This window comes from Paenibacillus sp. FSL W7-1279, from assembly GCF_037969845.1.
Taxonomy (GTDB): Bacteria; Bacillota; Bacilli; order Paenibacillales; family Paenibacillaceae; genus Paenibacillus_AQ.
In genome coordinates, this window is the sequence record NZ_CP150215.1 from 2,002,465 (window position 1) to 2,014,604 (window position 12,140).

Consider the following 12,140-nt stretch of genomic DNA (forward strand, 5'->3'; position numbering starts at 1 on the left):
AAACCGGATTAAGAGTCAACGTTTTAATCAGGAGGTGTCTTTTCTGGAGAGCTCATTTTGGTAGAGAAGCGAGGGTGATTGAGGCAGCTTCCATATGGAAATAATGATGAGACATCGACCATATTGGAGGAGCAAGACATGAGGCTTATCCGCAATAAGCGAATTACATACGGATGGCTGATACTCACGCTTTTAATCGCCGTATTGACGCTGCGCCTTGCATGGGTGCAGCTTGTGATGAAGCATCAGCGTGTTCCCGGCAGCCGGCATACGATGGTAGAGGCATCGCTGATCCAGAGGGAGCGGGGCCTTGTGCTGGATTCGGGTCGCGGTCATTTTACGGATCGGAACGGAAAACCGCTCACGGGCAAACTTATCTGGGCAGCCGTGATGTTTCCTGCTGGCGAGCAGGAACTAAAGAACTCCCATCATCAGTTAGTGAAGCTGGCCCGTATACTGGGAACAAATAAGGATCATTTGATACAGACCTGGGGTAAGTTAAAGGAACCAGAATTGTGGCATGGGGACAAATCCCTCATTCCTCGTTCCTTAACCAAAGATGAGATTGCGCAGATTCAAGAGCTTGAACTACCGAAACTCAAGGTTCTTCCCTATGAGCAGCGATATGGCAATCGCCAATCGGGAATGCAGTGGCTTGGTTTTGTGTCCGGTCAGCGTAAGGAAAGCCTGTTCTTTGACGATTATCCAGTGGTTACCGGAACCAGTGGATTGGAGAAAACGATGGATTCGTTGATACGGGGGGAAGGGCCGACCATTGTCTATTTTCCGGTTAACAGTACTAATGAAGTCATTCAGGATATCAAGCCCATGGTGAAGGCGCCTGACAATCGGTACTATCCATTACGGATATCCACCACGATTGATATCGATATTCAACAAGGGATTGAGGCTATAACGGAGAAAGCGGGCATGAAAGAAGGGGCGGTTGTTGTGCTGGATGCCCGCAATGCGGATATCGTGGCCATGGTTTCAAGACCATTCTACAATCCGGAGCAGATTCACCCGAAGGATGGTCAGTGGGAGAATCGCGGGTTGAAGGCAGCCACACCAGGGTCCATCTTCAAGCTGGTCACGGCTGCAGCCGTACTTGAGCATGGTTTAAGCTCTGAAGGAGAACATTTCCATTGTGATGGCGAATACGGTAAGTTCGGAATGTCCTGCTGGAAAAAAGGGGGGCATGGAACGATTGATCTTCGTGAAGGCTTCGCGGAATCATGCAACGTCGTATTTGCTACACTTGCAGAGAGACTGTCCGCTCAGCAAATGGCAGAGGCGGCCTCTGCACTGGGATTCGGGCAAACGGTAGGCTGGAAATCCCAGCAGTTTCTAGGGCTTCGTTCTTTTGCGCCGTTGGATCATGAAGAGAAGGGTACGGTATTTTCCAGCTTGGCGGACGCCTCTGATGCGGGTGTTAGAGTCCAGACAGGGATAGGCCAAAGGGACGCTGCCGTATCCCCGCTGCAAGCCGCCAATGCGATGGTAACGCTGCTACATGGCGGGGTGAAGACCCAGCCCCGTATTTTACAGCAGATCCGGTATGCTAACGGGCAATTGCTGCAAGATACGGACCCTTTAAAGGAACGAACATCTGGAAAAGGTATTTCCCGGGAAACCTCTTCCATTCTGCTCGAGTGGATGGAGGAGGTTGTCGAAGAGGGAACAGGCAGCTCATTAAAAAATCGCATATGGACTCTTGCAGGTAAATCCGGTACGGCCCAGGTAACAGTGAAAGGCCGTACCCGAAACAACCAGTGGTTTGTCGGGTACGGCCCAGTGGAGAAGCCACGTTATGCCGTGGCTGTATTGGTTGAGAATCGGAACCCGAACAGCAGCAATCAGGCAACCGACATATTCGGTCAGGTTTCCGATTTCTTGGCTTCGGTTGAATCGGCTTCCGGCTCTGCGTAAGAGCGGGACATGTCCCATGGAGACACATCGAATTCTTCACTCGGCAGCCGGATCCACTGCTTCAGATATCCCTGCGTAAGCAGTTCCTTGATGAGAATCAGCAGAATGGGCGCCAGGATCAAACCGGCAACTCCAAAAATGGACAGCGAGATCATCATAAAGGACAACATCAGAAACGCAGAGGATACCCCGATCGAGTTTCCTGTAATTTTAGGCTCGAGCAGCTGTCTGGAAATGACAACCACGGCAAGCAGCACGATCAAGCCAATGGCGAGTCCCGTGTTCCCGACGATGAACAAATAGGTAATCCACGGAATAAGAATAACGGGAACACCCAGCAGCGGCAATACATCGAACACGGCGCAGATGAGCGCAACGGACAGCGAATTCCCCGTACCTAATATCAGAAGTCCTATATATACAATAACAAAGGTAATGCTGACCAGCTTCATCTGAGCTTTTAAATAGGAGCCAATTGCCTTGAATACATTATCTTTGAGGAAAACAAAAGCCGTCTTGAGGGTTCTCGGCGTCTTGTCTTTGGCGATTCTCCGCCAGCTGCCGATCTCAGTGCTCAGGAAGAAGGCAAGGATAATCGCAACCCCGAAATTCGCGATGAACGAGGAGAATGACCCCATAAATCCGACGACATAATGGAAAAATGATTCTGCAGCACCTTGGGCAAAGGTAGTGATGTCCTGGAAATAACCGTTCAGACGTTCTGTCAGATCCGGTGGCAGGGCGTCGAGCCTGGTCTGCAGGAATATGAGGGTTTCCGAGAAATGTTTTTGGATCGTTTGGGTGTAAGCCGGCAAATTATCCTGCAGGTTCATGAACTGCGACACGATGAGAGCCCCTGCTCCGAACAGGACGCCCAGGATGACGAGCAGGAAGAGCAGAACGGATATAGCCGCGGCAAATGGTTTCGGGAGCCCCCTGCGGTGCAAAAATTTGGAGAAAGGCTCGATAATCAGGAAAACGAGGAAAGATAAAAACACCGGAGCCGCAATTTGGTACAGCTTGCTGAATATGAACATGATGAGGTAAACCGTAAGCACGATTAAACCTATATCAAAGGCGGTTCTCCAATATTTTTTATACAAGGGAAGCATAGTGGGATATCGGCTCCTTTATACTTTATTAATTGATATCATTGTACACGATTTGTGAAAAAAAAGCCTATTTCTTTAAGTGCTATGCTAAAATAATAATAGTGGGTTCATTAGAAAAAGAAATAAAAAGCGGGGAGTTAGCATGCAAACATTACTGCTATGGTTGTTTTACCTTTCATCTTTTTATGCATTTATTCCCGGCATCTTGACCCGGATATTTGGTTTCCGAGTATTTCGCAGGGGAACAGGTTCGAACGACTTTGCCTTAACCTTTGATGATGGTCCTGATCCGATCTATACACCAAGACTTCTGGATCTTTTGAAGCAGTATAATATGAAGGCGACGTTTTTCCTGGTGGGTTCCCATGCCGAGAAGCATCCAGAAGTTGTAAAACGCATTCATAGTGAAGGTCATCTGATCGGGATTCACAACTATGTTCACAAGAGCAATTGGTTCATGCGGCCGGTCACCGTCCGTAAACAAGTCAAGCGCACGGATGATATTATTTACTCTATCACCGGTGAACGATCGAGTTATTACAGACCGCCCTGGGGAATCGTGAATTTATTCGATTTTGCCAAGAATACCGGCTGCCGGATCATCCTATGGTCCTCAATGTTTAATGATTGGCGGAGCAAGATCGGCGCCGACAAGCTGACCCAGCGAATGCTTTCCAAGCTTAACGGTGGTGAGGTTATGCTCTTACATGACTGCGGTACGACGATGGGGGCGAATCCCGATGCACCGGAGCAAATGCTGATCGCGCTGGAACGTGTTCTGAAAGCCGCAGAGCAGAAGGGAATGAGAAGCATCCGAATCGACGATATGATGGCGAAGGAAAGCAAAGCGAAAGCGAAGAAGCTGTCTCCTCTGAAGCGTATGATCGTCTCGTTGTGGCTTCTGTGGGAAAAAGGATTTCATGCGGTATTTGCGCTCAAAACGGTCTCGCCGGCAGATCCGATGCTGCATTTCCGAAAGCGCGCTTTTACCGGCAAAACGGTCGTGATGGAAGATGGCAGCCAGCTTGAAAAGGGAGACCAGGTGCTGGAGCTCCATTTTGATAACAAAAAATTGTTTGAGATCGGCAGCCGCTCCCGTTCGGAAGTACAGCTCGCCATCAAAATGATTCGTGCCGTGCAGAAAGATCTGCCTTCTCTGGCTAATATGGTATTGGAACGGCCTGAGTACAAGGATATCAGGGGATTGTATGCTGTAACCATGATTTCACGGGGACCGGAGCAATTCGGATTTCATGTCATGGATTTACCGCGGGGACTGTTTGCAAGCTCGTCCAGACTGTATCTGAAGCTGCTGCTTAGCGTTATTCATCCGAAAGGGCAGGCCCGTCTTAAAGAGGGCAGTCAGATCATGGAGCCAAAAATGCTGATGATGCCGGTGGATGTTCTGATCGGGCGTTATGCTGAGAAGAGGGGTCAGGTTCAGCCTCCATCCGAGGAGCAGCAGGAAATAGAGCAGGAACATGTGGCTGACCTGGCGGTTGCCGGTGCATCGCAGGGCATGTAGTTCATCGAATCGATGGTTTACTGTCATTATGTATGGATTATCTCATAGATGTGATGTGGATATAAAAAAAGGGGTTATCCCCGCAGGCTTCAATGCCTGCGAGGGATAACCCCTTTGCTTTGTACGAATGATGAATTAGATTTTCAATACGCCGCCTGAGCTGGCGTTCGTAACAAGCTTCGAGTAGCGAGCAAGATAACCGGTCTTCACCTTCGGTTCGAAGTCAACCCATTTGCTGCGGCGTACAGCCATTTCCTCATCGGAAACGTCCAGCAATTGAATGGTCCGGTTATTCAGGTCAAGCTCGATGATATCACCGTCTTCAACGAAAGCGATAGGTCCGCCTTCCGCCGCTTCCGGCGAGATATGGCCGATGCTGATACCACGGGAAGCACCGGAGAAGCGTCCGTCTGTGATCAGACCGACTTTGGCTCCAAGCCCCATACCTGCGATCTGTGAGGTCGGCGCCAGCATTTCCGGCATACCCGGTCCGCCCTTAGGCCCTTCATAACGAATGACAACCACATGACCTTCCTTGACCTTGCCGTTGGCAATTCCGCTAAGCGCCTCGTCCTGAGAGTTAAAGCAGATAGCAGGCCCTTTATGGTATCCGCCAACCGATGGATCAACGGCACCGACTTTGATGATAGAACCTTCAGGAGCCAGATTGCCATACAGTACCGCGAGACCGCCGCGTTCGGAATACGGGGAATCGATCGGATGGATGACGTTCTCATCCTGGATTTCACAGCCCGCTACATTCTCGGCCAGCGTCTTGCCCGTTACGGTGATGCAATCCCCGTGTAGTGCGCCCGGCTTCTTGAGAAGCTCATGCAGAACCGCGCTCACACCGCCTGCCAAGTGTACATCTTCAATAAAGTAATCCGAAGCTGGAGCCAGCTTGGAGATGTGAGGAACGCGGTCAGCAACTTCGTTGATCCGCTCCAGCGGGTAATCGAGACCGGCTTCTTGTGCGAGAGCCAGCGTATGGAGCACGGTGTTGGTGGACCCGCCCATCGCCATATCCAGCGCAAACGCGTTGTCGATTGCTTCAACGGTTACGATATCACGCGGCTTGAGGTCCATTTTGACGAGTTCCATCAATTGTTTGGCGGATTGCTTGACGAATTCTTTACGCTCTTCGGCGATGGCAAGAATGGTACCATTACCCGGGAGAGCAAGACCCAGCGCTTCGGCTAGACAGTTCATGGAGTTAGCGGTGAACATGCCGGAGCAGGAACCGCAGGTTGGACAACCGAATTGTTCCAGTTCCAGGAGCTCATCATCATTGATTTTGCCGACCTGGTGAGCGCCGACGCCTTCAAATACGGAGGTCAGGGACAATTTGCGGCCTTTGCTGTCCACGCCGGCTTTCATCGGCCCGCCGCTGACAAACACCGTAGGGATATTGACGCGCAGGGCACCCATCAGCATGCCGGGCGTGATTTTGTCACAGTTCGGGATACACACCATGCCATCGAACCAGTGAGCCGATACGACGGTTTCTAGGGAATCCGCTATGATCTCGCGGCTTGGCAGCGAGTAGCGCATGCCGATATGACCCATGGCAATTCCGTCATCCACGCCGATGGTGTTGAACTCGAACGGAACGCCGCCAGCTTCACGGATCGCTTCCTTCACGATTTTACCGAATTCCTGAAGATGCACATGACCCGGAACGATGTCGATGTAAGAGTTACATACGGCGATGAACGGTTTGCCGAAATCCTCTTCCTTAACGCCTGCTGCACGCAGAAGGCTGCGGTGCGGCGCGCGGTCAAAGCCTTTTTTGATCATGTCTGAACGCATTTTTTTGGTTGTCATGATGTCGATTTCCCCCCAGATCTATTATAAAATTGTTACGCTTTAGCGCGGTCTTCCGGCAAAGCAGCCGGGTACCTGTAATCAGCGAATAGGTTTTAAATGAGTCTATCACAAAAAGGTAGGTTTTTCTACATGATATTAATAGGAAGCGATGGAAAGACGCCAGCTGTGATGGCATGCAAAGAGCCTGTTTCCCTAGGGTGGGATCAGGCTCCTTTTTGAGTGGTGATGCTATTTCTTGCCGCCTTTGCGGCCAATTTCCTGATAGAATTCACGATTATGATTCCGCGAGGTGGCTTCGCCGCCCTTTTGACCGATTTCCTGGTAAAACTCGCGGCTATGGTTCTTGGACGTCGCTTTGCCGCCTTTTTTACCGATTTCCTGGTAGAATTCTCGGCTGTGTTTTTTCGCGGTCGCTTCGCCGCCAAGACGTCCTGCTTCTTCGCGGGTCATCTTTCGATTGCTGCTTGTTGCCATCACAAATCACTCCTTTACCGTCGTATTTGCTATGCGTATATGTTACTTACCACGGCTTATTTGTCATGAATCACAACATTCGACTAAAGATTGGTAAATTTCCATTTTGGATCGATTTCAGAGTCCGGCGTTATTTCCGCTTAAATCAGAGTTTATTTCATGGTTTAATAAGAGTATGATCAAGAATAGGATAGGGAGGTTTTTTAACATTGCCGTTTGTTCAAGTGAAGGGACGAACCGTTCCCTGCAAAGGGATTTTGTTTGATAAAGACGGAACGCTGCTCCATTTCATGGCGCTGTGGGGAGGATGGGCCGATTATGTGCTCAAGTTCATGGAGGAACGGCTGGGATTAATGGGAGCCGGCTTCACGGTGCCGAAAGAGCACGTGCTGGGCACTAAGCATGATGCCAACAGTCGTGTGACGGGGTACGACATTCAGGGTCCTCTCGCCATGGGTACCGTGGAGGAGACGAACGGGCTGCTGGCTTGGCAGCTGTACGCTGCAGGAATGCCCTGGAACGAAGCGATTATGCAGGTCCATCAGATTACGAAAAACGCCATGTATGAGGTTCGTCAGCAGAAGCCGGCATTCCCGATGCCCGGGCTGGAGAATTTTCTGAAGAAATGCAGCTTGGCGTCCGTGAAGATGGCCGTGGTGACTTCGGACGACACCTCTAATGCCAAGGAACAGCTGGAGTGGATGGGGCTACACACTTCCTTTACAGCCATTTTGGGAAGAGATCAGGTTCGAAACGGCAAGCCGCACCCGGAAATGACGGAGACCGCTTGCCGCCTGCTTGGGATTATGCCCGAGGAAGCGGTGGTGATCGGTGACAGCAACGCGGATATGCAAATGGCGAAGCAAGCAGGCGCCGCTCTGGCTGTGGGTTTAATGACAGATGAAGGGGAACCTGTACATCTGACAGATGCCGATGTCGTCATATCCGATTATAATGAATTAGACGTGTACAGGTAGACGTGTTATTTTAAGGGCTGTACGGAGGTGTAAAAGAGTGGAGAACAGGGAAAAGATCGAGCAGTTGGCAACATGGATCGAAGCGAGCGACTACATTGTTTTTTTCGGGGGAGCCGGTACCTCCACGGAGAGCGGGATTCCTGACTTCCGTTCGGCAGCCGGATTATACCAGAGCGAGCACCAATCTCCGTATCCGCCGGAGGTCATGCTCAGCCACACTTTTTTCATGAACCATCCGGAAGTGTTTTACGACTTTTACCGAAGCAAGATGCTTCACCCGCAAGCGCAGCCGAACGGCTGTCACCGCTTGTTGTCGAGACTGGAGCATGACGGTAAGCTGAAGGCGGTAATCACGCAAAATATTGACGGTTTGCATCAGACCGCCGGATGCTCCGAGGTGCTGGAGCTTCATGGCTCTGTGCACCGCAATTATTGCATGGATTGCTCCCGGTTCTACAGCCTACAGGATATTCTGGACATCAAGGAAACCGTCCCGCGCTGCAAGGATTGCGGTGGACTGGTGCGTCCGGATGTCGTGCTGTATGAAGAGGAATTGGATCAGAACATCATCATGCGCTCGATCCAGGAAATATCGACGGCAGATTTGTTGATTATTGGCGGGACTTCCCTGACGGTACATCCCGCTGCGAGTTTGATATCCTATTTTCATGGGAGCAAGGTAGCTTTGTTGAATGCGGATCCAACCCCTTACGATCACCGTGCAGGCCTTTTGATTGCGGATCGGATCGGTCAGGTCATGACGCAGGTGGATAAGCTGATCAGCACGTAGGCTGCGACGGCGGCTGGGGCGCTGCTGCACCTATGACTGTAATCGTTTTCTTGTCAAAGGACGACCAAACACGATAAGATGGAATTTAGCAATGGACCTATCACTAGAGAGGCAGGGATTGCAAGTGACCTATGTGGCTAGCGAAGACCGCTATGAAGGAATGAAGTATAACCGCGTGGGGCGATCCGGATTGAAACTTCCGGCGATCTCCCTTGGATTATGGCATAATTTCGGTGGTGTCGACACGTATGAAAACGGGCGTAATATGATAACGCGCTCCTTCGATTTGGGCATTACCCACTTCGATCTGGCGAACAATTACGGACCGCCTGCAGGCTCTGCCGAAGAGACGTTCGGTAAGGTTCTCTCAAGGGATCTTAAGGCATACCGTGATGAGCTCGTCATTTCGTCCAAAGCGGGCTATCATATGTGGCCGGGACCTTACGGCGACTTCGGTTCGCGTAAATATTTGGTTGCAAGTCTCGATCAGAGCTTGAAACGTATGGGCCTGGACTATGTCGATATTTTCTATCATCATCGGATGGATCCGGAAACGCCGCTTGAGGAAACCATGGTAGCGCTGGACCATCTTGTTCGTTCAGGCAAGGCGCAATATGTCGGAGTCTCCAATTATTCGCCGGAGAAGACGCGGGAAGCGATCTCGATTCTGAAAAGCCTGGGAACTCCGCTGCTCATCCATCAACCAAGCTACTCCATGCTGGACCGCTGGGTGGAGAACGGGCTGCTCGATGTCCTGGAAGAGAACGGGGTCGGAAGCATCGCCTTCACTCCGCTGGCTCAAGGACTATTGACCAACAAATATTTGAATGGCGTGCCCGGCGATTCACGCGCCGCAAGCGCATCCGTATTCTTGAACGAAAGCAATATCACGCCAGAAGTGCTGCGCAAGATCAGAGCTTTGAATCAAATCGCTCAAGCGCGGAACCAGACTCTTGCCCAATTTGCTCTCGCTTGGGTCCTCCGCGGCGGCCGGGTGACATCTGCCCTGATTGGGGCAAGCAAGGTAAGTCAGATCGAAGACAATGTGGCTGCCTTGAACAACCTGGAGTTCTCGAAGGAAGAACTGGATCGCATTGAAGCGATTCTGAAAACGGAGAACGCCTCTTCTGCAGAGGGATAATGATTACCACTAAGGATTGCATGCTGAACACATAACATAGATACCAAGCTACATGAATGGAGCGCCTCAGGATGGATGACAGACCTGACAGGCGCTCCTTTTTCGTTCAGATATATCGGGCAAACAATATCGTTAAGAAAGTGTCGATGATGAGAGGATATCCTTGCGGTACCTTGTAGGGGATCGACCGACGAGACGCTTGAACTGACGCGAGAAATAGAGCGGATCGGTGAGTCCAACGGATGCGGAAACCTGCTCGATGGACAAATCGGGACGTTCGCGCAGCAGCCGCTTGGATTGGTCGATTCTTAATTTAAGCAGATACGTAATCGGAGTCATGCCCGTTTCCTGCTTGAAGATGCGCGACAGGTACGCGCGGTTGTAGCCCAGGCTTGCGCACATTTGTTCAATCGATACGGGATGGGCGTATTGAGAAGCCATATAACTGATCATCTGCTTCACCGTGCGCTGAACCTGCGGCTCAGCCAGCGTTAAACGGGACGGTCGGTCACTCCGATTCATGATCTCGGCCCAGATTAAATGCAGATAACCGATAGCGGCGATATGGGAGCTCTCCTCCCTGGATTGAAAATGGCTCTGAATGAGGGACACGTAGCCCGGAATCGGGTTGTTCTCCATGAGATGGAGGACAGGCTTTTCGGGGGTGAGTCCCGAACGGTGTACACCTTCGCCGGCGTGTTCTCCATCAAAGGCGACCCATCGGTAACGCCAGGGATGGCTCGCATCAGATACATAACTGACAATTTGACCGGGATGGATCAGGAAACAGTCGCCGGGGCCGAGCTGATAACTGTCGGTTTCGGTTCGAAATATGCCATGTCCCGACTCGATAATATGCAATAAGTAATGATCGTATATTTTCGGACCCAATGCATGCTCCGGCAGGGTCTGGCTCTCGCCGGCGAATCGGACGTGAAGCGAATCGCTGCCTTGCTGCGCAGGATTGGAAGCAACAGAATAGGTTGGTTTCATTATTCATTTTCCTTTACAATAAGTTTGGGAAAAAGAGGAACTGTGAAGACATCGTTGATTTCATGAATTAATTGTACCTCCAGAAGTCACATAAATCCATATGTAACGCACAAGATTTCATTATCGGTTAACGAGATTTCCATTATACTGAAGACAGTAAAACTACCATATGTACAGGATGGAGTGATGGGCAGTGACGACGGAACAGCTTATGGAAAGATTTATGGACAAGCACGGTGAGAGCCAGCATAAGGTTCGCATATTTAACGCGCCCGGCCGCGTGAATCTGATCGGGGAGCATTTGGATTATAACGGAGGCTACGTGCTCCCGGCTGCCTTGGAGTTTGGCACGACCTTGATTATAAGGCCTCGCGACGATAACAAGGTGAGCTTTTCATCCACCAATATCCCTTATGAATTAACGATCAGCCTGGATGAGGATTATGGCTACAAAAGCGATCAGTGGACAGATTATCCGATTGGCGTCATAACGGAGCTGAATAAAATCGGCTGTAACCTTAGCAGCGGTTACGACCTGCTCTACCATGGGGATATCCCGAACGGCGCGGGTCTCTCTTCCTCGGCTTCCATCGAAGTGGTCACGGCTTACGCCTTCTTGAAGATGGAAGGCAAGGAGACGGATACGGTGGAGATTGCGAAGCTCTCGCAGCGGGTGGAGAACCTGTTCGTCGGCGTCAACTCCGGCATTATGGATCAATTCGCCGTAGCCAACGGCAAGCAGGATCATGCCATTCTGTTGATGTGCGATACGCTCGAATATGAACTGGTGCCGTTCCGGACCGGAGCTTACAAAATCGTGATTTCAAATACCAACAAACGGCGCGGACTCGTGGATTCCAAATACAATGAACGCCGCAGCGAGTGTGACCGCGCATTGGAAATTTTGCAGAAGGAGCTGCCGGCGTTATCGTATCTCGCTCAGCTGAATCCGGATCAATTCGCCAGCCTACAGGACAGCATCCGGGATGAAACCGTCCGTAGACGTGCTCAGCATGTCGTTGAGGAAAACCAACGTGTGCATGATTCCGTGAAGGCCTTGAGGAACGGAGATCTGGAAGCATTCGGACAATTTATGAATCAGTCCCACGACTCCTTGCGTTATCTGTACGAAGTAACGGGCGACGAGCTGGATGCGCTGGTGGAAGAAGCACAGCGGATTCCGGGCACGCTGGGTTCCAGAATGACAGGAGCCGGCTTTGGAGGCTGTACGGTATCTCTCGTACACGAGGATGCGGTGGAGCGTTTCATTGCGGAGGTGGGGCAGCAGTACGAAGCCAGAACGGGACTGAAGCCGGACTTCTATGTATGCGGCGTAGGTCAAGGTGTGCATGAATTGAAGGAGGGCGAATAA

At 50.9% G+C, this 12,140-nt stretch carries 9 protein-coding genes and 1 pseudogene; 6 read left to right on the plus strand and 4 right to left on the minus strand.

Annotation, left to right across the window (positions count from 1 at the left end; all coding sequences use genetic code 11):
• Window positions 1-138 precede the first annotated feature (138 nt).
• Complete coding sequence (locus MKY82_RS08690) at window positions 139-1,929, plus strand: penicillin-binding protein 2 (protein ID WP_339295948.1); 1,791 nt, start codon at window positions 139-141, stop codon at window positions 1,927-1,929.
• Here MKY82_RS08690 and MKY82_RS08695 read toward each other — a convergent pair.
• Complete coding sequence (locus MKY82_RS08695; protein WP_194541527.1) at window positions 1,878-3,041, minus strand: AI-2E family transporter; 1,164 nt, start codon at window positions 3,039-3,041, stop codon at window positions 1,878-1,880. The two genes, MKY82_RS08690 and MKY82_RS08695, sit on opposite strands and share 52 nt — an antisense overlap.
• Window positions 3,042-3,183: 142 nt before the next feature.
• On the opposite strand from MKY82_RS08695, the gene MKY82_RS08700 reads away from it, so the two are divergent.
• On the plus strand, window positions 3,184-4,566 hold the full coding sequence (locus MKY82_RS08700) for a polysaccharide deacetylase family protein (RefSeq protein ID WP_339295949.1): 1,383 nt from the start codon (window positions 3,184-3,186) through the stop codon (window positions 4,564-4,566).
• 135 nt (window positions 4,567-4,701) lie between these two features.
• Here MKY82_RS08700 and ilvD read toward each other — a convergent pair whose 3' ends face one another.
• Window positions 4,702-6,390: a dihydroxy-acid dehydratase gene (ilvD, locus tag MKY82_RS08705; RefSeq protein ID WP_194541529.1), complete on the minus strand. Its 1,689-nt coding sequence runs from the start codon at window positions 6,388-6,390 to the stop codon at window positions 4,702-4,704.
• A 237-nt stretch (window positions 6,391-6,627) separates the two neighbouring features.
• Window positions 6,628-6,867 (minus strand): annotated as a pseudogene (locus tag MKY82_RS08710) (general stress protein); the annotation flags it as partial.
• A gap of 209 nt (window positions 6,868-7,076) precedes the next feature.
• Between MKY82_RS08710 and MKY82_RS08715 the strand changes: the two are divergent.
• From MKY82_RS08715 to mgrA, 3 genes are all read left to right on the plus strand, one after another.
• Window positions 7,077-7,844 carry an HAD family hydrolase gene (locus MKY82_RS08715; RefSeq protein WP_339295950.1) on the plus strand — a complete coding sequence of 256 codons (768 nt, stop codon included), beginning with the start codon at window positions 7,077-7,079 and terminating at the stop codon, window positions 7,842-7,844.
• A gap of 37 nt (window positions 7,845-7,881) precedes the next feature.
• Window positions 7,882-8,634, plus strand: coding sequence for an NAD-dependent protein deacylase (locus MKY82_RS08720; protein ID WP_339222627.1), 753 nt, complete (start codon window positions 7,882-7,884; stop codon window positions 8,632-8,634).
• Window positions 8,635-8,758: 124 nt separating this feature from the next.
• Entirely contained in the window at window positions 8,759-9,775 is a 1,017-nt protein-coding gene (gene mgrA / locus MKY82_RS08725) for an L-glyceraldehyde 3-phosphate reductase (RefSeq protein ID WP_194545089.1), read from the plus strand.
• Window positions 9,776-9,907: 132 nt separating this feature from the next.
• Here mgrA and MKY82_RS08730 read toward each other — a convergent pair whose 3' ends face one another.
• Window positions 9,908-10,768: an AraC family transcriptional regulator gene (locus MKY82_RS08730; protein WP_194541532.1), complete on the minus strand. Its 861-nt coding sequence runs from the start codon at window positions 10,766-10,768 to the stop codon at window positions 9,908-9,910.
• Window positions 10,769-10,961: 193 nt separating this feature from the next.
• Here MKY82_RS08730 and MKY82_RS08735 point away from each other — a divergent pair, with 193 nt between their 5' ends.
• A complete protein-coding gene (locus MKY82_RS08735; protein ID WP_339295951.1) occupies window positions 10,962-12,140 on the plus strand; it encodes a galactokinase in 1,179 nt (392 codons plus the stop codon).

Bases quoted from the DNA above. Each gene is read 5' to 3' on its own strand.
- MKY82_RS08690 (WP_339295948.1), top strand. From the start codon at position 139: ATGAGGCTTATCCGCAATAAGCGAATTACATACGGATGGCTGATACTC.
- MKY82_RS08730 (WP_194541532.1), bottom strand. From the start codon at position 10,768: ATGAAACCAACCTATTCTGTTGCTTCCAATCCTGCGCAGCAAGGCAGC.
- ilvD (WP_194541529.1), bottom strand. From the start codon at position 6,390: ATGACAACCAAAAAAATGCGTTCAGACATGATCAAAAAAGGCTTTGAC.
- MKY82_RS08695 (WP_194541527.1), bottom strand. From the start codon at position 3,041: ATGCTTCCCTTGTATAAAAAATATTGGAGAACCGCCTTTGATATAGGT.
- MKY82_RS08700 (WP_339295949.1), top strand. From the start codon at position 3,184: ATGCAAACATTACTGCTATGGTTGTTTTACCTTTCATCTTTTTATGCA.